The following is a 21,844-nucleotide window of genomic DNA, read 5'->3' as shown; positions in this document are numbered from 1 at the left end:
GATGAATTCGCATTTTGTTTTAGGTATTGCCGAAGACGGGATTATGACAGTCTTGGCGGTATCTTTGCCACTACTTCTTTTGGCTCTTGGTGTTGGTCTTCTTGTTAGTATTTTTCAAGCAACCACACAAATTCAAGAGCAAACATTAGCTTTTATACCAAAAATACTTGCCGTTTTAATTGGCTTAGTGTTTTTTGGACCTTGGATGCTTTCGAGAATGGTAGAATATACATTTCAAATATTTAATAATCTTCATAAATTTGTAGGGTAAAAGATGATTGAAATCATAAATGCATGGCCTGTGTTTTTATTAATATTTATTCGAGTTACTTCTTTTTTTGTTACTGTTCCTCTATTTTCATATCGGAACATTCCTGCTGTTCATAAAGTAGGTTTTTCGTTTTTTTTGTCCTATATAATGTTTTTTACAATAGAACACCCAATAATAGAAATCGATGAAAAGTTTTTTTTACTTCTATTAAAAGAAATATTAGTCGGCCTCTTACTAGGATTAATTGCTTTTATGGTCATGTCAGCTGTACAAATTGCGGGAGGATTTATAGATTTTCAAATGGGATTTGCAATTGCTAATGTCATTGACCCGCAAACAGGAGCACAAAGTCCGATTATGGGACAATATTTATATACATTTGCTATGCTTTTAATGTTGTCTATTGACGCACATCATTTGCTTTTAGATGGTATTTTTTATAGTTATAAATTTATTCCTCTTAATGAACTTTCAATTTCGCTTGGCAGTGAAAAACTTGCAGCATTGATTGCAAAAACGTTTGGGACGATGTTTATTATCGCTTTTCAAATGTCTATACCGATCGTCGGTTGTTTATTTTTAGTTGACCTTGCTTTAGGGATTACAGCAAGGACGGTCCCACAACTCAACATCTTTGTTGTAGGTCTGCCTGTAAAAATTTTAGCAAGTTTTTTCATCCTTTTAGCCGTCCTGCCAGCATTTATGTTTCTTTTCGAAAAATTATTTGAATCGATGATACTTTCAATGCGCTCGTTATTGCAAATTTTTGGGGGCTTGTAAAATGCCATATTACGTACAACTTGACCTGCAATTTTTTGCTGGTGAAAAAACAGAAAAAGCTACACCGAAAAAAAGGCAGGATGCCCGCAAAAAAGGACAAGTTGCGAAAAGTCAAGATGTCAGTGCGGCACTGACTCTATTCTCTATTTTTCTAGTATTGATGTTTTTAGGCGGATATATGAAAGAAGAAATGTTCGCAATGATTACTAGAACATTAGATGAATATATGTTTTGGGAATTATCTGAGGAAAATATTTATCAAATGTTTCTTGATTTTTCAATTCGCGGGCTTTTTTTTGTTGCGCCAATTATGGTGACAGCAATCGTTATTGCTGTTTTTTCTAATTTTATACAATTTGGCTTTTTATTTTCAACTGAACCAATTCAATTTAAATTAGAAAAAATCAATCCAATCGCTGGAGCGAAAAGAATTTTTTCAATTCGTGCTTTAGTTGAATTATTAAAATCCATTTTAAAAATATCCGTAGTTGGAAGCGGCGCCTTTCTTGTTCTTTGGATTCATTTTGATGAAGTATTAGTTTTATCCCAAAAAGATATTGCAGTATCATTAGCTTTCTTAGGGAAAGTTACGATTCAGATGGGTCTTGCGGTTTCTATTCTACTTACCATTTTATCCATCTTTGATTATGCATATCAACGATATGACCATGAAAAAAACTTACGCATGTCTAAGCAAGATATTAAAGATGAGTATAAAAACATGGAAGGGGACCCAAAAATTAAAGCAAAAATAAAGGAAAAACAGCGGCAAATGGCAATGCGGCGCATGATGCAAGAAATACCGAATGCGGATGTCGTAATTACGAATCCAACCCACTATGCAGTCGTTTTAAAATATGATGAAGACAAAGCTGATGCCCCGATTGTTGTTGCAAAAGGGGTAGATTACCTCGCTTTAAAAATTAAACAAATTGCTAAACATCATGACATTATTACAGTAGAAAACCGACCGCTTGCAAGAGCTTTATATGAAGAGACGGAAATTGGTGATGTAATTCCTGAGCATTTCTTTAAAGCAGTTGCCGAAATATTGGCCTATGTATATCGATTAAAAAGAAAAATTTAAGTGTAACAAGATTGGAGAGAAATTAAATGTCAGCTAAAGACCTTCCAGTTCTATTGGGAGTTATATTAATCATAGCAATGCTTATCATTCCATTACCGGGATGGCTATTAAGTTTTTTAATCATTATTAATATCACGCTTGCTTTGATTGTTATATTAGTTTCCATGAACATGAAGGAAGCTCTCCAATTTTCGATCTTTCCTTCATTACTGCTCTTATTAACATTATTTCGACTAGGGTTGAATGTATCAACAACAAGATCAATCCTCAGCAATGGAGAAGCCGGTGATGTTGTAGAAACGTTTGGCTCCTTCGTTGTAGGTGGTAATCCGCTTGTCGGATTTGTGGTCTTTGTAATTTTGGTTATTATTCAATTTATAGTTATTACAAAAGGCGCTGAACGTGTATCGGAAGTGGCAGCTCGGTTTACACTCGATGCTATGCCTGGTAAGCAAATGAGTATCGATGCGGATTTAAATGCTGGGATAATCTCTGAACAGGAAGCGCGTCAAAGAAGGGAAAACATTCAACGCGAAGCAGATTTCTACGGTGCTATGGACGGTGCCAGTAAGTTCGTCAAAGGAGATGCGATTGCTGGGATCATTATTACAATTATCAATATTATTTTTGGAATCATCATTGGTATGGTGCAAATGGATTTATCTTTTAGCGAAGCAACAGATAGATTTACAAGGCTTACCGTTGGCGATGGTCTTGTCAGCCAAATTCCTGCACTGATTATTTCAACAGCTACCGGTATTGTCGTAACAAGGGCTGCTTCTGATGGCAACTTTGGTTCAGATGTCGTACAACAATTATTTTTTACTTTTCCAAAACTCCTCTATGTGGCTGGTGGAACAATTGGATTACTTGGTATCCTGACACCTATTGATGATATAGTTACACTGCCAATTGCTGGTATTTTGGGGCTTGGTGGATATTTAATCACAAAAAATAGTGTGCGGCAAAGTGAAATCGAGATTCAAACGAGTGAAGAAATTGAAATGGATGATATGAAAAGTCCTGAGAGTGTGATCAATCTGTTAGATATTGATCCGATTGAATTTGAGTTTGGATATGGATTAATTCCATTAGCAGATACAAATCAGGGCGGTGACTTATTAGATCGGATTGTCATGATCAGGCGACAATTAGCACTTGAATATGGGATTATAGTTCCTGTTGTGCGAATTCGCGACAATATTCAATTGCAGCCAAATGAATACCGCATAAAGATTAAAGGTAATGAAGTGGCAAGAGGAGAATTATTACTGGATCACTATATGGCAATGAGTCCCACTATTGATGATGATAGTATAGAAGGAATTGATACGATTGAACCGGCCTTTGGCATGCCGGCAAAATGGATTGGGGAAAATGTGAAAGAAAGAGCGGAATTATCTGGGTATACTGTTGTTGATCCACCTTCAGTAGTATCGACGCATTTAACAGAAATAATAAAAAATAATGCACATGTACTTCTTGGTAGACAAGAAACAAAGCAGCTAGTCGACCATTTGAAAGAATCTTATCCAATTTTAGTAGAGGAAGTAACACCAAATCCATTGTCTATTGGTGATATTCAGAGAGTATTAGCAAAACTCTTAAAAGAACACGTTTCGATTCGAAATTTACCGGTTATTTTTGAAGCTTTGGCTGATTATGGCCGCCTAACGAATGATACGGACCTTTTAACCGAATATGTGAGACAAGCATTGTCAAGACAATTAACAAGGCAATACGTAACCGATGGAACAACATTGAAGGTCGTTACTTTGTCAGGAAAAGTTGAGAAAACAATTGCTGAAGGAATTCAACAGACTGAACATGGGAACTACTTGTCGCTAGATCCAACGGTTTCCCAAGCAATTATTGAAAGTATTGCATCTGAAATAGAAAGAGCATCAATGTTTGAAGTAGCACCGCTTCTATTATGCTCACCTGCTGTAAGAATGTATGTGAAACAATTAATAGATCCATATTTACCAAATATTCCTGTTTTGTCTTATAACGAACTAGAATCAACGGTAGAAGTCCAAAGTGTCGGGGTGGTGAATATTGAATGAAAGTAAAAAAATTTATTGCACCGAGTGTGCCAGAAGCGATGAAAATGATACGGGATGAATTAGGGAAAGATGCCGTCATATTAAATTCAAAGGTTGTACAAAAAGGTGGAATTTTTGGTTTGTTTGCCAAAAAAAATATTGAGGTCATTGCAGCAATAGATCCACAACCTGTTCCGAAACCGAAAGTACAAAAAGTAGAAAAGGAATATGTGGAGACCAAAATTGAAAAAAGCCCTATTGCTACAATCGGACAGACGAAACTTGAGCAAGACCTAATAAAAGAAATTCAAGATTTAAAAGCTTTGATGAAAAAAATGGCTGAAACAAATCGGCAAGAAGGTTTTGAACATTATCCAGAACCTTTAAAGGAAATGAATCGATTTTTATTCGACCAAGAATTTGAACACCAGCTAAGAAAGGATATTATGGACTTCTTACTGGAAAAATGGTATGTAAATCGGGCAGAAGCAAATTTCCCACAAATCAACTCATGGGTAAAAGAATTTATTGAAAAAAAGCTTTCTCAATTTTCATTTGGTGCATTCGATTTTTCGAAGAAGTATGTTAATGTTGTAGGTCCTACAGGAGTAGGCAAAACGACAACTTTAGCTAAAATTGCTGCACATGCTGTATTAAAACACGGCAAGAAAATCGCGTTTATTACAACTGATACTTATCGAATTGCAGCCATTGAACAACTGAAAACTTATGCAAAAATTTTAAACGCCCCGCTTGAAGTTGCCTATACCCTTGATGATTTTGTTAGAGCAAAAGAAAGATTTTCACACTTTGATTTCGTATTGATAGATACAGCAGGCCGAAACTTTAGAAATAAACAGTATGTAGAAGATTTAAAGTCTGTCATTAATTTTAATGAAGAAATTGAGACGATGCTCGTTTTAGCTTTGCCATCAAAATATTCGGATATGATCGAAATCGTCAATCAATTTTCATTAATTAAAATTGATAAATTAATTTTTACAAAAGTAGATGAAACTTCCAAATACGGATCAATGATTAACTTAATTATGAAGTATGGCATTGGCGTTGCATATCTGACAAATGGGCAAAATGTTCCGGATGATATTCTGGAAGCAACACCGGAGTCTATATTAAATACGATCTTTGGGGTAATTGGCCATGAAAGATCAAGCTGAAAAATTAAGAGAAAGAATAGAAAAATTAAGGCGCAAGCAAAAAACGATAACGATTGCCGTCGTAAGTGGTAAAGGTGGCGTAGGAAAATCAAACTTTTCGTTAAATTTCGCCTTAGGTTTAGCAAAAGAAAATGCTTCGGTGTTATTATTTGATATGGATATTGGTATGGGAAATATTGATATTTTGATGGGTGTAGCACCAAATCGTACGCTAGTAGATATGTTTGAAAGCAATGCTTCATTAAAAGATATCATTGAAAAAGGGGCTAATAATCTTAGCTTTATTGCAGCTGGAACGGGCCTCTCGTCTATTTTTAAGCTTGACCAAAACAAGTTTGAACGATTCATAACTCAATTTGAAGAGCTAATTGAAGACTATGAATATGTTATTTTTGACATGAGTGCGGGAATTACTGATGAAAGCATGCAATTTATATTGGCATCAAATGAAGTTTTCGTCATCACAACGCCTGAACCAACCTCGATCACAGACGCTTATGCTGTTATGAAGTATATTTACTTAAAAGAGTCACAGACTCCTTATTATTTAGTTGTGAATAAGGCCTATAATGCCAAGCAGGCCCAGTCTACTGCAAACCGGCTTGGAAATACCGTCAAACGATTTTTGAACAAGGATGTCGTCATATTAGGTGATTTGCCGGAAGATCGGACAGTAACAAAAGCGGTTAGCCATCAAATGCCATTTCTTCTTTATGCACCTGATTCGAACGTGAGCCGTTCTATGATCAATATTGTCGAAAGGTACTTGAAGCACCGTTATGATGAAAGCTACCCAACTTCTTCCTATACCTTTATTTCCAAGTTGCGCCGTTATTTCAGTTTATAAGAAAAAATGAAAACGAAAAAACACTACTTGATTGTAAGGAAAGTCGTGTTTTTTCTAGAAAGGTAGAGTAGATTCGTGGCCAAAGATATTCGAGTGTTAATCGTTGATGATTCAGCTTTTATGCGAAAGTTAATTTCCGATTTTCTCAATGAGCATCCAAATATCAACGTCATTGGAACAGCAAGAAATGGAAAAGAAGCGATTCTTAAAATAAAAGAAATGCAGCCTGATGTTGTTACACTTGATGTGGAAATGCCAGAAATGAATGGGCTGGAAGCGCTCCAAGTGATCATGAAGGAAATTCCGACAAGGGTTGTGATGCTTTCGAGCACAACTCAAGAAGGAGCAGAAAATACATTTTTAGCTATTTCCTATGGTGCAGTAGATTTTATTGCAAAACCATCAGGCCCCCTATCACTTGATTTAGACAAAGTTAAAGATGAGATCATACAAAAAGTATTAATGGCTTCAAAAGCTAATATGAAAGGGCTATTAAATAAAACTAATCAAGATTCATCTTTGCTTCCCAAAAAGGATTTTCCTAAGTTTAACCGAACAACTGCTAACATTCATCAAAATAAATTGATTTGCATTGGCACCTCAACTGGCGGTCCGCGGGCTTTGCAGCAAGTTCTTACGAATTTTCCGAAAACGGTTAATGCTCCTATTTTGATCGTTCAGCATATGCCGGCAGGTTTTACGAAATCACTTGCAAATCGATTAGATTCGCTTTGCCATATTCATGTAAAAGAAGCGGAAAATGGTGAAATCGTCCAAAACGGAACAGCTTATATTGCTCCTGGTGGCTATCATATGAAAGTAAGAAAAGGTGGCAACCACTTTTACATATATTTGGATCAAACTGAACCTATTGGTGGCCATCGACCTTCTGTTGATTTGATGTTTTTATCTGTGAGTGAATTGAAAAATGTTCTAAAGATTGCGGTCTTAATGACTGGAATGGGCTCAGACGGAACGAAAGGCTTAAAAGCGTTGAAATCTTCTGGTAGCACGATTGCTATTGCAGAATCGGAAGAATCTTCAGTCGTATTTGGGATGCCAAAGTCAGCGATAGCCACAAATCTAGTAGATGAAATTGTTCATTTGGAAAAAATTGCTCCAACGATTATGAAGTATATGGATGTCTAAAGGAGTGTTACTAATGGATACAAGCCAATATTTAGAGATGTTTATTGATGAGAGTAAAGAGCATTTACAATCGATTAATGAGCAATTATTAGCTTTGGAAAGCAGCCCGAATGACTTAAGTATTGTAAATGAAATTTTTCGTTCTGCCCATACGCTTAAAGGTATGTCAGCAACAATGGGATTTGAGGATTTAGCAAATTTAACACATAAAATGGAAAATGTTTTGGATGCAATTAGAAACAAAAAAATTGTTGTGAATCCTGACATTTTAGATGTAGTGTTTGATTCGGTTGATTACTTGGAAGCCATGGTCAATGACATTGCGAGTGGTGGAAACGGGAAAAAGGATGTTACCGAAATTGTGGCAAAACTCCAACTTATTGAAAAAGGGGAAGACCCTAAATCTTTTCAAAAAAGTAATCAAACCGAAACAACAACTCAAGCAAAACAAGGAAGCATTGAAGGAATTGGCACTCTTGATGAATTCGAGATGACTGTACTCGAACAATCAAAAGAACAAGGGTATCAAAGCTATGAAATTATAGTCAAACTTCGAAATGATTGTTTATTGCGCAGTGCCCGAGTATTTATGGTATTCGAAATTCTTGAACAAGTTGGAGAAATTATTAAGGCAAACCCTCCTGTTGAAGATTTGGAGGAAGAACGTTTTGATTATGAGTTTGCTGTTATGCTCGTTTCAAAAGAAAATGCAGAAGATATTGAAAAGCGCATTATGAAAGTTTCTGAGATTGAAAGTGTTAAAGTTGTTAAATTTTCAATAGAAGATTATAAAAAAACGAAAGGAAACTTGGAAGAAGAAACTATACAACAATCATCAAATGAAATAGAAGAACATATTCCCCGTCCTACAGCTGACCATCTTAATCAAGTAAGTGAAAAAGAAAGAACAAATGGGCAAAATGTATCGAACAAAACGATTCGCGTAAATATTGAACGATTAGATATATTAATGAATCTATTTGAAGAGCTTGTTATTGACCGCGGTCGCCTTGAACAAATTTCAAGCGAACTAAACAATCCAGAACTCCAAGAGACTGTTGAGAGGATGTCACGTATTTCTGGGGATTTGCAAAATATTATATTAAATATGCGCATGGTGCCTGTTGAACAAGTGTTTAACCGCTTCCCTCGCATGGTTCGGCAATTGGCGCGCGATTTAAATAAAAAAGTAAATTTGGAAATCGTCGGTGCTGAAACAGAGTTAGATCGGACAGTAATTGATGAAATTGGCGATCCGTTAGTTCATTTGTTAAGAAATGCTATTGACCACGGTATTGAAACGCCTGAAGAACGTAGGGCTAAAGGGAAACCTGAAGTTGGAACTGTTATCTTAAAAGCATACCATAGCGGGAACCATGTTTTTATTGAAATAGAAGATGATGGGGCAGGAATCAATCGTGAAAAAGTTCTGAAAAAAGCTATAGAAAAAGGAATTATAACGAAAGAAGCTGCACCCAATTTGACCGATAGGCAAGTTTATGAGCTCATTATGGCAACCGGCTTTTCAACGGCAGATAAAATATCTGATGTATCAGGTCGCGGTGTTGGTCTTGATGTTGTCAAAAACACGATTGAATCATTGAGCGGATCTGTCACAATCAATTCTAAATTTGGAGAAGGTTCAATATTTTCAATTCAGTTGCCATTAACATTATCAATTATTTCCGTTATGCTTGTTGAAATTCAAGAAGAAAAATATGCGATTCCTTTATCATCTATTATTGAAACAGCGATTATTAAAAAAGAAGATATTTTAAATGCACATAACCAGAAGGTCATTGATTTCCGCGGCAAGGTTGTTCCGTTAGTATTTCTTAAAGATGTCTTTGAAGTGCCGATTGTTAAAGAAGATGACGATCTATACTCAGTCGTCATTGTTCGAAAAGGTGATAAAATGGCTGGTCTTGTAGTTGACTCATTTATTGGACAACAAGAAATTGTATTAAAATCACTCGGTAATTATTTGACTAATGTATTTGCTATTTCAGGTGCGACGATTTTAGGGAATGGCCAAGTTGCGTTAATTATTGATTGCAACGCACTAATTAAGTAGTTCATCCAATTGTTTTGTTTTGATAAAGGAGGAAGCAGAATGGCCGAAAAAGTTTCAACAGAACTGAAAGTGATCGTTTTCCAATTAAAAGATGAAGAGTGTGCGATTCCTGTCCATCAAGTGCAATCCATCGAGCGGATGATGCATTTCACACGTGTGCCTAAAGTGCCCAGTTATGTAAAAGGGGTCATGAACCTTCGAGGGGTAGTAACACCGATTATCGATTTACGGAAACGACTTGGTATTGAAGAAATGGACTATAATGACAGCACGAGAATTATTATTGTTAACGTTAATGACATGGAAGTTGGCCTGATTGTTGATGCAGCCAATGATGTAATCGATATTCCTGAAGGAGCAATCGAACCGACTCCTGAAGTTGTAGGATCAGTCGAAGTTGAATATTTAAATGGAGTTGCTAAAATCAATAAACGGCTTTTAATCTTATTAAATTTAGAAAAAATATTGCTTGGTAATTAGTTTACAAACAATCTTCAATGATCGGGGTTAATGTTATGTCATTTATCAAACATATCAAATGTCATCATTTAGATATATTGAGAGAAGTTGGGAATATTGGGGCAGGTAATGCAGCGACAGCTTTATCGAAAATTTTAGGTAAAAAGATTTATATGACTGTTCCTGATGTTCGTATCGAAACTTTTGATGAAATGATGAATATGGTTGGTGGATCTGAAAATGTCATCACTTCCGTTTATTTACGAATTGAAGGAGACGCCCCAGGAAACATGTTTTTTATTTTACCAATTGAACAAGCGAACAAATATATTCAACAAATGACTGGGGAAGAAAACTTTACTTTTGAACATCCGCCGTTTTCGGAATTATCTACTTCGGCATTAGAAGAGTTAGGCAATATTGTATGTGGTTCTTATTTATCTGCTCTATCTGATTTTACGAAATTAAATTTAAATCCTTCTGTTCCTGCATTAAGCATTGATATGGTCGGAGCGATCCTTACATTTGGCATACTGGAGCTTTCAAAAGTTAGCGATTTTGCAATTGTAATTGATACAGCTGTTGCAGAATCAAAAGAAGCTATGAACGAAAGTGTCAAAGGCCATTTTTTTCTATTATTAGACCCTGTGTCATTTGAAAAAATTTTTAGTGCGTTGGGAGTTCCTATTGATGAATGAGACAGAGAAAGTGATTAAAGTCGGGATTGCAGATATGAATGTCGTTCAATCTCCAAATCTCATTCGAACAACAGGTTTGGGATCTTGTGTTGGGGTTGTGATCTATGATAGCCAAAAAGAAATTGCCGGCTTAGCGCATGTGATGCTACCTGATTCTACCTCTGCTAAAACGAAAGCAATCAATCTTGCTAAATATGCGGATACCGCAATTGAAGAATTAATTAGAAGATTACATAATTTAGGGGCACAAATAACCAACCTAAAAGCAAAAATAGCCGGTGGCGCTCAAATGTTCCAGTTTAGCACGCAAAATGAGATAATGAGAATAGGTCCGAGAAATGTTGAAGCAGTAAAAAGAGAATTACAACGATTTCGTATCCCTGTAGTTGCAGAAGATGTCGGGGGTAAAAGCGGCCGGTCGATCGAATTTAATCCAAAAACAGGTATTATGACAATTAAAACGGTCAATCAAGGTATTAAGGACATTTAAGATAGGCGTTTGCTGAAACGCAATATGTTAGGAGGATGACAATGACGCAATTACCAACCAATGAGGATCTGATTTGGCAAAGATGGATCGAAACAAAAGATCCTCAAGCTGGTGATTCATTAATACGTCTTTACATGCCTCTAGTTAATTACCATGTCCAAAGGATTTTAGTTGGGTTGCCTAAAAATGTTAGCAAAGAAGATGTAAAAAGTTATGCCCTTTTAGGTTTATATGATGCTATAGAAAAATTTGATCTCTCTCGCGAACTAAAATTTGATACATATGCCTCCTTTCGAATAAGGGGTGCTATTATCGACGGACTTCGTAAAGAAGATTGGCTTCCACGCAGTTTGAGGGAGAAACATAAAAAAATTGAAGCTGCGATTGAACGTCTAGAACAAAAATTGATGAGAAATGCAACAATTGAAGAAATTGCAAAAGAAGTGAAAATGAGTACTGAAGAAGTGGAACATGCTATTACCGAAAGTTTTTTTGCAAATATTTTATCTCTTGATGAAGGCAATAAAGATGCTGAAGAGCAAGATGGGATTAACATTTCGATCCGCGACGAAAATATGTTGACTCCTGAAGAACAAACGATTAAAGAAGAACTATATCATGAACTAGCACAAACGATTTCCGAATTAAGCGACAAAGAACAGCTTGTCCTCAGCCTGTTTTATAAAGAGGAATTAACTCTTACGGAAATTGGTCAAGTATTAGGTTTATCAACTTCTAGAATATCTCAAATTCATTCTAAAGCGCTCCTGAAACTTCGTCGTTCGTTAGGTAAATTGACGGCCATATGAATGAAGGGAAGTGAAAAAATGAGCTTAAAACTTGTTGAATTGCAAGTAGCCCTTCCTAGAACACAAGATTTTGCAAAAATGGAACTAGAATATAAAGGCCAACACGTTCAACAGCAGATGGCTTCTCTACAACAAAAAGAAGATTTAAAAAAGAGAAATCAAGTTAACAAATATGGGGAAGCAAATAAAAACAGAGTTGTTGGCGATGGACATGATAAAAAATTTGAACGGAATCCTCAATCAAAAAAGAAGCAGGCGAGGCAAAAATCAAAAAGCACCCACCCTTATAAAGGGAATTTTTTAGATATTGAGGGATAATATGTATCCATTACTTCTTATTATCAGTTTGATATTACATGCACTAGCATTTTACTGGATTATTATATTATCAATTCGGCTAAAAAAAACTACTGTATATGAAGAGAAACAACTAGAGCTTCAAAAAGAAATCGAAGAGTTATTCCAATCGTATTTAAATGAAATGAAGGAAGAAAATAAAAAGCTTTTAGCATATTTAAAAAAGGATGATGGAACAAACAAGCAGGTTCATCTTAAACAAAATAGAATCGAAGTTCAAAAAGATAAATTAGAAAACTCCGTTCAAAAAGTCGAACGTACAACATCTATCAATAAAAATAATTATAATGAAGAAAACTTTGTACCTCCGGTAATACATCAACAAGACAAACTTGATCAATCGCTAGAATCACAAGTCGTATTTTTATTTGATAAAGGTCTAAAAGTTGAAGAAATCGCCAAAAAATTAAATAAAGGAAAAACAGAAATTGAGTTATTACTAAAATTTAGAAGCAAAAATAATATTAATACTTGATAGATGAACTCCAATATGATATAGTAACTTTCGGTGTTAAATACACACGTTCGTTAATTAAAGCAATGGTGCTGCTTAGCAGTTTTGCTTTAAGATGAAATGAACGGAGGAATAACCAATTAGGAGGAAGGAACTATGTCAGTAATTTCAATGAAACAATTATTAGAAGCAGGTGTTCACTTTGGACATCAAACACGCCGTTGGAATCCGAAAATGAAGCGTTACATCTTTACAGAGAGAAACGGCATTTATATCATTGACCTTCAAAAAACGGTCAAAAAAGTAGAAGAAGCATATAATTTCATTAAAGAATTAGCTGCAAATGGCGGAACAGTGCTTTTTGTTGGTACAAAAAAACAAGCTCAAGACTCTGTGAAAGAAGAAGCTGAACGCAGCGGCATGTTCTATGTGAACCAACGTTGGTTGGGCGGTACTTTAACTAACTTTGAAACAATCCAAAAACGTATTGCTCGTCTAAAAGAAATTGAAAAAATGCGTGAAGAAGGCATTTTTGATGTTTTACCTAAAAAAGAAGTTGTTAATTTGAATAAAGAATTAGAGCGCCTTGAAAAGTTTTTAGGCGGAATTAAAGAAATGAAACAACTTCCAGACTGTTTGTTCATTATCGATCCTCGTAAAGAACGTATTGCAGTTGCAGAAGCACATAAACTTAACATTCCTATCGTTGCCATCGTTGATACAAACTGCGATCCAGATGAAATCGATTATGTAATCCCAGGAAACGATGATGCTATCCGCGCTGTAAAACTGTTAACTGCAAAAATGGCTGATGCAATTATTGAAGCAAAACAAGGTGAAGAAGCTGCTGAACCTGTTTTAGCTGAATAAGAAGATAAAACATACTGATATGAGGAATAATAAAGGTGGTAAGAGGGATTAAGCCTTTTATCACCTTTTTAAAAACGGTTTAGTAAGTATACATAAACGAACTTAAGGAGGATAAAACATGGCAGTTACTGCACAAATGGTAAAAGAGCTACGTGAAAAAACAGGAGCAGGAATGCTTGATTGCAAAAAAGCATTAACTGAAACAAATGGAGATATGGAAAAAGCAATTGATTATCTTCGTGAAAAGGGTATTGCCAAAGCCGCTAAAAAAGCAGATCGTATTGCTGCAGAAGGTACTACTTCAGTTATTACTGAGGGAAATAATGCTGTTATTTTAGAAGTAAACTCAGAAACTGATTTCGTTGCTAAAAATGAAGCATTCAAACAGTTAGTAACAGAGCTTGGTCAACATTTATTAGCTCAACAACCAGCAAATGTAGAAGAAGCATTAAAACAAAACCTAAACGGTAATGGTCCAACAGTTGAAGAGCATATCAATGCAGCAATTGCTAAAATCGGAGAAAAAATTTCACTTCGCCGTTTCCAATTAGTAACTAAAGAAGATGGCGATGCATTTGGTGTATACCTCCACATGGGAGGCCGTATTGGCGTTTTAGCAGTACTTGCTGGTACAAATGATACTGAACTTGCAAAAGATATTGCTATGCATATCGCAGCAGCAAATCCACGTTATGTTTCACGTGAAGAAGTTCCAGCTGAAGAAACTGCAAGAGAACGTGAAATTTTAACACAACAAGCACTTAACGAAGGAAAACCTGCTAATATTGTAGAAAAAATGGTAGAAGGCCGTCTTGGTAAATTCTTCGAAGAAATTTGCTTGCTTGACCAATCTTTTGTAAAAGATCCAGATCAAAAGGTTGGAAAATATGTACAATCAAAAGGCGCTTCCGTTAAAACATTTGTACGCTATGAAGTTGGCGAAGGAATCGAAAAGCGTCAAGAAAACTTCGCTGAAGAAGTAATGAATCAAATTAAGAAATAATCGTTTAGTAGGGAACACAGTGTGTTCCCTATTTTAGAATAGCAAGACAGATTTAACGCTGGAGGTAGTCATGACAAGTCCAAAGTATAAACGCGTAGTATTAAAATTAAGCGGTGAGGCGCTTGCGGGTTCCAAAGGGTTTGGAATTGACCCTGCAGTTATTAACAGCATCGCTAAACAAGTAAAAGAAATTGCCGAAATGGGCGTTGAAATAGCAATTGTTGTTGGCGGAGGCAATATTTGGAGAGGTAAAATTGGTAGTGAAATGGGGATGGATCGTGCCACTGCAGATTATATGGGAATGTTGGCAACTTGTATGAACTCATTGGCACTTCAAGATAGTTTGGAAAGCATTGGTATTGAAACACGTGTTCAAACATCCATCGAAATGCGTCAAGTTGCAGAGCCATACATAAGAAGAAAAGCAATTCGCCATTTAGAGAAGAAAAGAGTTGTCATTTTTGCTGCTGGCACTGGAAATCCATACTTTTCAACAGATACAACTGCTGCGCTAAGAGCTGCTGAAATTGAAGCGGACGTTATTTTAATGGCTAAAAATAATGTCGATGGTGTTTATAGTGCAGATCCAACGATTGATAAAAATGCAGTTAAATACGAGACACTTTCATATTTGGACGTCATTAAAAAAGGATTGGCTGTTATGGATTCAACGGCTTCCTCACTATGTATGGATAATGATATTCCATTAATCGTCTTTTCAATTATGGAAGAAGGAAATATTAAACGGGTTGTCTGTGGTGAAAATATTGGAACATTTGTAAGGGGGAAATAACGATGGGACAAACAGTTATTAAAAATGCTAAGGAAAAAATGAATAAGGCTATTCAAGTATTTAAGAGAGAACTTGCGACAGTTCGTGCCGGACGGGCTAACCCATCACTACTCGAGCGGGTCCAAGTTAACTATTATGGTGCACCTACTCCGTTAAACCAATTAGCATCAATTACTGTTCCGGAAGCACGCCTTTTAGTTGTTCAACCATATGACAAATCTGTCATCAACGATATTGAAAAAGCAATCCTTAAATCCGACCTTGGTTTGAATCCAACAAATGACGGTTCCATTATTCGCATTACAATTCCACCACTAACAGAAGAGCGCCGTAAAGCATTGGCTAAAGATGTTCGTGCAATGGCTGAAGATGCAAAAGTTGCTATTAGAAATATTCGTCGTGATGCCAATGATGAGTTGAAAAAATTAGAAAAAGATGGCCAATTGACGGAAGACGAGCACCGCAGTTTTGCTGAAAACGTTCAAAAAGAAACAGATAATCATATTAAGGAAATCGATGCAATTACAAAAGAAAAAGAAAAAGAAATAATGGAAGTCTAGCCCAAATCACGTTACAATATAATTTACAAAGAAAACCCTCTCTCTTTCATAGGGGGTTTTTTTATACATAGAAAAATTGTGTTTAGGTGGAGGATTCAAATGCTTGAAAAGTTCTCTTTGAGAAAGAACAAAAAAGATATTGGCACTTCAGATAATGATCATTCAATCGATCAGCTTGATCTTTCTTCTATACCCCATCATATTGCAATTATTATGGACGGAAATGGGAGATGGGCAAAAAAGAGAGGACTTCCTCGTATGGCTGGCCACCATGAAGGTATGAAAGTTGTTCGTAAAATTGTGAAAGCATCGAATGAAATTGGTGTAAAAGTTTTAACCCTTTATGCATTTTCAACTGAAAATTGGAAAAGGCCAAAAATGGAAGTTGACTATTTAATGAAACTCCCTGAGGAGTTTTTAGGGACATTTTTGCCTGAATTAGTAGCTGAAAACGTCCAAGTCCGTGTGATGGGGAACAAAGACCAACTTCCTCCACATACGTTAAGAGCGGTAAACAAAGCAATTGAAGACACGAAGAATAATGATGGGATGATTTTAAATTTCGCATTAAATTATGGAAGCCGGTACGAAATTATTGAAGGAATTAAACAGTTAATAAAGGATACAAATAATGGTAAACTAACTATTGATGAAATTACAGAAGAATTGTTTTCAAATTATTTGATGAGCGCCGATCTTTCAGAACCAGATTTATTAATACGGACGAGCGGAGAAATTCGTTTAAGCAATTTTATGCTGTGGCAGTTAGCTTATTCAGAATTTTGGTTTACCGATGTGTTGTGGCCTGATTTTGATAAAAAACATTTATACCAAGCCATTGCTGAATATCAAAGACGGACCCGAAGGTTTGGCGGCGTATAAAATTTAAGGTGAGGTTTTAAATGAAAACAAGAATAATAACAGCAATTTTGGCAGCATCAATTTTTTTACCGCTAGTCATCGTTGGCGGTGTACCATTTATTTTGTTAGTTTACCTCTTAGGGACAATAGCCTTTAAAGAATTGTTAAGGATGAAAAAAATCCCTTTATTCTCATTGCCCGCTCTTATAGGTTTTCTGTTTTTATGGATTTTATTACTTCCAAAGCCATTTTTAATAGAGCATTTAGGCAACTCTTTTTCAAAAATTGAGGTTGCACTCGTAGTGGTGTTATTGCTTCTTACATATACAGTTATTTCAAAAAATAAATTTACGTTTGATGATGCAGGATTTTTAATATTATCTACATTGTATGTAGGGATCGGATTTTATTATTTTATTGAAACAAGGTTTGCAGGTTTACCATATGTGTTTTTTGCCTTATTTGTCATATGGGCAACAGATTCAGGCGCCTATTTTGTAGGTAGGGCTTTTGGAAAAAGAAAATTATGGCCTGAAATAAGTCCAAACAAAACAATTGCTGGTTTTGTCGGTGGAGTTTTATCGGCAGTCGTTGTCGCGTTTATTTTTCAATTAGTTCAACCTCTTCATTCATCCATGTTGGTTGTATTAGTCGTTGCGATGATAACATCCCTTTGTGGCCAAATGGGTGATTTAGTTGAATCTGCTTTAAAAAGGCATTATATTGTCAAAGATTCTGGTCATATACTTCCAGGTCATGGGGGAATTTTAGATCGGTTTGACAGTTTATTATTCGTACTGCCAATTTTACATTTCTTGCAATTTATATGAACAATTTGAAGATGGGTAAGGAGCGATTATGACGAAAAAAATAAGCCTCCTTGGTGCAACAGGCTCGATTGGCACACAAACGCTTGATATTCTCAAGTTGCATCAAGATCATTTTGTGTTAGAAGCGATTTCGATTGGAAAAAATTTAACATTAGGATTGGAAATTATACATACATTCTTACCGAAGATTGTTTCTGTTATAGATAAGGATAGCTGTGATTACTTAAGAGCAAACGTCCCTTCTCAAGTGAAAGTTGTCTATGGGGAAGAAGGAATACTTGAAGTAGCGGCGGAAAATGATGCCGATGTGTTGGTCAATGCAGTGATGGGCAGCGTTGGTTTAAAACCGACATTAAAGGCAATTGAAGCAGGGAAGACGATTGCGATTGCCAATAAAGAAACTTTAGTAACGGCAGGGCATATCGTCATGTCTGAAGCAAAAAAATACGATGTGTCAATTTTACCGGTGGATAGTGAACATTCAGCGATTTTTCAATGTTTGCAAGGTCAAGATAAAAAAAGATTGGAACGAATCATATTAACGGCTTCCGGCGGTAGTTTTCGAGATAAGACGAGGAAAGAATTAATAGGTGTAACAGTGGAAGATGCTCTGAAACATCCAAACTGGACGATGGGTGCAAAGATAACGATTGATTCAGCTACGATGATGAACAAAGGATTAGAGGTTATAGAAGCACACCATCTGTTTGATATGCCTTATGAAAAAATTGATGTTGTTCTTCATAAGGAGAGCATCGTTCATTCCCTCGTTGAATTCGAGGATACAAGTATGATTGCCCAACTTGGTTCACCAGATATGCGGGTACCAATCCAATATGCGCTAACATATCCTGAAAGACTTGCGTTACCTATTTCAAAAAGGTTAAACTTAATGGAGATCGGTATGCTCCATTTTGCACCTGTTTCCTTTGAAAGATACCGTTGTTTGCAATTTGCATATGAAGCGGGAAAAATTGGTGGTACGATGACTACTGTTCTCAATGCTGCAAACGAGGAAGCAGTACAACTATTTTTATTAAAACGAATTCAATTTTTGGAAATTGAAGATTTAATAGAAAAAGCGCTGGAAAACCATTCACCGATTTCAAATCCTGATTTAGAAACAATTATAGATGTTGACCGACAAACAAGATCGTTTATACGATCCTTAGTTTAAGGAATAAATTATTAAAAGGTGGTTTTTTATTTGAACACGGTAATTGCATTCGTCATCATTTTCGGTGCACTTGTTTTTTTTCATGAGCTCGGCCATTTAATTTTTGCAAAACGAGCTGGAATGCTTTGTCGTGAATTTGCAATTGGCTTTGGTCCAAAAGTATTTTCTTTTCGGTGGAATGAAACATTATATACACTTCGCTTATTGCCCTTGGGCGGTTTTGTAAGAGTGGCTGGGGAAGATCCAGAGTTGGTAGAAATTAAACCTGGGCATCATATAGGCTTAATATTTGGAACCGATGAAAAAGTAACAAAAATTATTGTTAATAATAAAGACAAATATCCGAATGCAAAAGTCATAGAAGCCGAGCAAATTGATTTAGTCCATCGATTATTTGTTTCTGGATACGAACAAGATGACGATGTATTGCAAACCTTTCAAATTGATGAAAAAGCAATGCTGGTTGTTGATGAGCAAGAAATACAGATTGCTCCATACGATCGCCAATTTGCATCAAAAACTTTATCCCAGCGCGCAATGCAAATTTTTGCAGGCCCATTGATGAATTTCGTGTTAGCTTTTATCATTTTTGTTATATTAGGCGCACTCGTTGGAACGCCGGTGAAAGAACCGATTTTAGGAGAACTAACACCAGACGGAGCTGCATTTGAGGCAGGTTTAAAACAAGGGGATCGCGTTTATGCCATTAATGATAAAAAAATAGAAAACTGGAATGAAATGGTGCAAATGATTCAAAAAAATGGCGGAAAAGAACTGCTATTTACTATTGAGCGGCAAGGTGAACAAATGGAAATAGAAGTTACACCAAAACTGCGCCCAGATGATGGAGTAGGCTTTATTGGTGTTTATCCTTCGGTAGAAAAATCGTTCATTGGATCAATTGTCTTTGGTTTTGAAAAGACGTATTACTGGACAGAGCAAATTTTAGTAGGATTAAGCAAACTTATTGTCGGTCAATTTTCGATTGATGACTTGTCCGGTCCTGTTGGTATTTATAGTATTACAGATGAAGTTGCCCAAACAGGCATTTTTAACTTAATGACGTGGGCATCAATTTTAAGTATTAACCTTGGTATTGTAAATTTATTGCCGCTGCCGGCACTAGATGGAGGAAGACTTCTATTTATTGGTATTGAAGCTGTGCGTGGAAAACCGATTGATCCACAAAAGGAAGGTATTGTACACTTTATCGGATTTGCATTATTAATGCTGTTAATGCTTGTTGTCACTTGGAATGATATCCAAAGATATTTCCTATAATCAATCTTTATTACAATCGTTGTAAAATAAGAGGTGCGAATATGAAGCAAAGTAAAATGTTTATCCCTACATTAAGAGATGTTCCAGCAGATGCGGAAATTAAAAGCCATCAATTATTGTTAAGAGCAGGTTATATGCGGCAAAATGCAGCAGGTATTTATAGCTATTTGCCCCTTGCAAAACGCGTTCTACAAAAAGTTGAGCAAATTATACGTGAAGAAATGGATGCAATTGGCGGTGCAGAGTTATTAATGCCTACATTGCAGCCTGCTGAATTATGGTATGAAACGAAACGTTGGTTTAACTTTGGACCTGAATTGATGAGAATTAAAGACCGACATGCACGTGATTTTGCACTTGGTCCAACGCATGAAGAAGTTGTTACTTCTTTAGTACGTGACGAAATTAACTCATATAAAAAACTTCCACTTATTCTTTATCAAATCCAAACAAAATTCCGTGACGAAGCACGTCCGCGTTTTGGCTTGCTTAGGGGACGCGAATTTATTATGAAGGATGCATATTCCTTTCATACAACGAAAGAAAGTTTAGATGAAGTATACCAAGACATGGTAACTGCCTATTCTAACATTTTCAGAAGGTGTGGATTGAATTATAGAGCAGTTATCGCTGATTCAGGTGCGATGGGCGGTAAAGATACTCATGAATTTATGGTTCTCTCTGATGTAGGCGAAGATACGATTGCTTTTTCCGATAGTTCCGATTTTGCCGCCAATATTGAAATGGCTCCAGTAGTTGTAAATTATGAAAAGCCTGAGGAAGAATTAGCTCCTCTTGAAAAAGTTGAAACTATCGATCAAAAAACGATTGCTGAGGTATCACAGTTTTTAAATGTTCCGAAAGAAAAATGTTTAAAATCGCTATTATTTAAAGTTGATGATGAAAAGTATGTATTAGTAGTTGTTCGTGGCGATCACGAAGTTAATGATGTAAAAGTAAAAAATTTATTAGAAGCGAAAAAAGTTGAATTGGCAACACCAGAAGAAACATCAGAGCTTTTTAAAGCAGAGATTGGTTCAATTGGTCCAATTGGAATTAGAAATGATATAGAAATTATTGCAGATGTTGCTGTACAATATGTTGTAAATGGTGTATGCGGCGCCAATGAAACTAACTTCCACTATATTGGCGTAAATCCAGAAAGAGATTTTCAAGTGAGCCAATATGCAGACTTACGTTTTATTCAAGAAGGTGACCCATCACCGGATGGACAAGGTACGATTCGATTTGCAAAAGGTATTGAAGTCGGTCATGTATTTAAGCTTGGTACATTCTATAGCGAATCGATGAAAGCAACATACCTTGATGAAAATGGCAAAACTCAGCCAATGATCATGGGGTGCTATGGAATTGGTGTTTCCAGAACGGTTGCTGCAATCGTTGAACAGCATCACGACGAGCATGGTATCATTTGGCCAGCATCTGTTACACCATTCGATGTTCACCTCATACCAATTAATATCAAAACGGATGCTCAAAAAATATTAGCTGACCAAATTTATGAACGGTTAACGAATGAATCGCTGTCAGTTTTATACGATGACCGCATGGAGCGTCCGGGTGTTAAATTTGCTGATGCAGACTTGCTTGGCTTCCCAATTCGTATAACAGTTGGTAAAAAAGCTGAAGAAGGTATCGTTGAAATCAAATTGCGCAAGTCTGGGGAAACATTTGAAGTTCCAGTTAATGATTTAGTTATTAAAGTTAAAGAAATTCTAAAAGCCTATTAGTAGAATGGTTTCGATCCAAA

General features: G+C 36.1%; 23 protein-coding genes. All 23 read left to right on the top strand.

The features are described 5' to 3' along the window. Position 1: 1 nt before the first annotated feature. Entirely contained in the window at positions 2-271 is a 270-nt protein-coding gene (fliQ, locus tag HR057_RS05230) for a flagellar biosynthesis protein FliQ (RefSeq protein WP_173730370.1), read from the top strand. Between the two features lie 3 nt (positions 272-274). Further along, on the top strand, positions 275-1,051 hold the full coding sequence (fliR, locus tag HR057_RS05225) for a flagellar biosynthetic protein FliR (RefSeq protein WP_173730369.1): 777 nt from the start codon (positions 275-277) through the stop codon (positions 1,049-1,051). Position 1,052: 1 nt separating this feature from the next. Further along, the gene (flhB, locus tag HR057_RS05220) at positions 1,053-2,138 is read left to right on the top strand and encodes a flagellar biosynthesis protein FlhB (RefSeq protein ID WP_173730368.1); all 1,086 of its coding nucleotides are present in this window, start codon (positions 1,053-1,055) and stop codon (positions 2,136-2,138) included. Positions 2,139-2,164: 26 nt separating this feature from the next. Continuing rightward, complete coding sequence (flhA, locus tag HR057_RS05215) at positions 2,165-4,204, top strand: flagellar biosynthesis protein FlhA (RefSeq protein WP_173730367.1); 2,040 nt, start codon at positions 2,165-2,167, stop codon at positions 4,202-4,204. Next, positions 4,201-5,361: a flagellar biosynthesis protein FlhF gene (gene flhF / locus HR057_RS05210; protein WP_173730366.1), complete on the top strand. Its 1,161-nt coding sequence runs from the start codon at positions 4,201-4,203 to the stop codon at positions 5,359-5,361. Before flhA ends, flhF begins: the two co-directional genes overlap by 4 nt. Beyond that, on the top strand, positions 5,345-6,208 hold the full coding sequence (locus HR057_RS05205) for a MinD/ParA family protein (RefSeq protein ID WP_173730365.1): 864 nt from the start codon (positions 5,345-5,347) through the stop codon (positions 6,206-6,208). The genes flhF and HR057_RS05205 overlap by 17 nt, the downstream gene beginning before the upstream one ends. 120 nt (positions 6,209-6,328) lie before the next feature. After that, positions 6,329-7,357: a protein-glutamate methylesterase/protein-glutamine glutaminase gene (locus tag HR057_RS05200; RefSeq protein WP_196237863.1), complete on the top strand. Its 1,029-nt coding sequence runs from the start codon at positions 6,329-6,331 to the stop codon at positions 7,355-7,357. 13 nt (positions 7,358-7,370) lie between these two features. Beyond that, complete coding sequence (locus tag HR057_RS05195; protein ID WP_173730363.1) at positions 7,371-9,431, top strand: chemotaxis protein CheA; 2,061 nt, start codon at positions 7,371-7,373, stop codon at positions 9,429-9,431. A 39-nt stretch (positions 9,432-9,470) separates the two neighbouring features. Beyond that, a complete protein-coding gene (locus tag HR057_RS05190; RefSeq protein WP_173730362.1) occupies positions 9,471-9,911 on the top strand; it encodes a chemotaxis protein CheW in 441 nt (146 codons plus the stop codon). Positions 9,912-9,946: 35 nt separating this feature from the next. Then, on the top strand, positions 9,947-10,588 hold the full coding sequence (locus HR057_RS05185; protein WP_173730361.1) for a chemotaxis protein CheC: 642 nt from the start codon (positions 9,947-9,949) through the stop codon (positions 10,586-10,588). Further along, entirely contained in the window at positions 10,581-11,078 is a 498-nt protein-coding gene (locus HR057_RS05180; protein WP_173730360.1) for a chemotaxis protein CheD, read from the top strand. Before HR057_RS05185 ends, HR057_RS05180 begins: the two co-directional genes overlap by 8 nt. A gap of 41 nt (positions 11,079-11,119) precedes the next feature. Continuing rightward, on the top strand, positions 11,120-11,887 hold the full coding sequence (locus tag HR057_RS05175; RefSeq protein ID WP_173730359.1) for a FliA/WhiG family RNA polymerase sigma factor: 768 nt from the start codon (positions 11,120-11,122) through the stop codon (positions 11,885-11,887). Between the two features lie 18 nt (positions 11,888-11,905). Next, the gene (locus HR057_RS05170; protein WP_173730358.1) at positions 11,906-12,205 is read left to right on the top strand and encodes a hypothetical protein; all 300 of its coding nucleotides are present in this window, start codon (positions 11,906-11,908) and stop codon (positions 12,203-12,205) included. Between the two features lies 1 nt (position 12,206). Beyond that, complete coding sequence (locus tag HR057_RS05165) at positions 12,207-12,719, top strand: coupling factor for flagellin transcription and translation (protein WP_173730357.1); 513 nt, start codon at positions 12,207-12,209, stop codon at positions 12,717-12,719. Positions 12,720-12,854: 135 nt separating this feature from the next. Further along, a complete protein-coding gene (gene rpsB / locus HR057_RS05160) occupies positions 12,855-13,568 on the top strand; it encodes a 30S ribosomal protein S2 (RefSeq protein WP_173730356.1) in 714 nt (237 codons plus the stop codon). A 118-nt stretch (positions 13,569-13,686) separates the two neighbouring features. Further along, positions 13,687-14,571 (top strand): translation elongation factor Ts, encoded by an 885-nt coding sequence (gene tsf / locus HR057_RS05155; RefSeq protein WP_173730355.1) that lies wholly within the window; start codon positions 13,687-13,689, stop codon positions 14,569-14,571. A 70-nt stretch (positions 14,572-14,641) separates the two neighbouring features. Further along, positions 14,642-15,364, top strand: a complete 723-nt coding sequence (gene pyrH, locus HR057_RS05150) for a UMP kinase (protein ID WP_173730354.1) — start codon at positions 14,642-14,644, stop codon at positions 15,362-15,364. A gap of 2 nt (positions 15,365-15,366) precedes the next feature. Then, positions 15,367-15,924, top strand: coding sequence for a ribosome recycling factor (gene frr / locus HR057_RS05145; protein ID WP_173730353.1), 558 nt, complete (start codon positions 15,367-15,369; stop codon positions 15,922-15,924). Between the two features lie 99 nt (positions 15,925-16,023). Continuing rightward, the gene (locus HR057_RS05140; RefSeq protein ID WP_173730352.1) at positions 16,024-16,806 is read left to right on the top strand and encodes an isoprenyl transferase; all 783 of its coding nucleotides are present in this window, start codon (positions 16,024-16,026) and stop codon (positions 16,804-16,806) included. Between the two features lie 20 nt (positions 16,807-16,826). Further along, entirely contained in the window at positions 16,827-17,615 is a 789-nt protein-coding gene (locus HR057_RS05135) for a phosphatidate cytidylyltransferase (RefSeq protein ID WP_173730351.1), read from the top strand. A 28-nt stretch (positions 17,616-17,643) separates the two neighbouring features. Then, the gene (gene dxr, locus HR057_RS05130) at positions 17,644-18,792 is read left to right on the top strand and encodes a 1-deoxy-D-xylulose-5-phosphate reductoisomerase (protein WP_173730350.1); all 1,149 of its coding nucleotides are present in this window, start codon (positions 17,644-17,646) and stop codon (positions 18,790-18,792) included. A 30-nt stretch (positions 18,793-18,822) separates the two neighbouring features. Next, positions 18,823-20,073 carry an RIP metalloprotease RseP gene (gene rseP, locus HR057_RS05125; RefSeq protein ID WP_173730349.1) on the top strand — a complete coding sequence of 417 codons (1,251 nt, stop codon included), beginning with the start codon at positions 18,823-18,825 and terminating at the stop codon, positions 20,071-20,073. A 41-nt stretch (positions 20,074-20,114) separates the two neighbouring features. Continuing rightward, the gene (locus HR057_RS05120) at positions 20,115-21,824 is read left to right on the top strand and encodes a proline--tRNA ligase (RefSeq protein WP_173730348.1); all 1,710 of its coding nucleotides are present in this window, start codon (positions 20,115-20,117) and stop codon (positions 21,822-21,824) included. Positions 21,825-21,844: the final 20 nt, after the last annotated feature.

Source organism: Calidifontibacillus erzurumensis, assembly GCF_013303125.1.
Taxonomy (GTDB): domain Bacteria; phylum Bacillota; class Bacilli; order Bacillales; family Bacillaceae_J; genus Calidifontibacillus; species Calidifontibacillus erzurumensis.
Note: the sequence above shows the minus strand (reverse complement) of the source record. Positions and strands in the feature narration are given on the sequence as shown.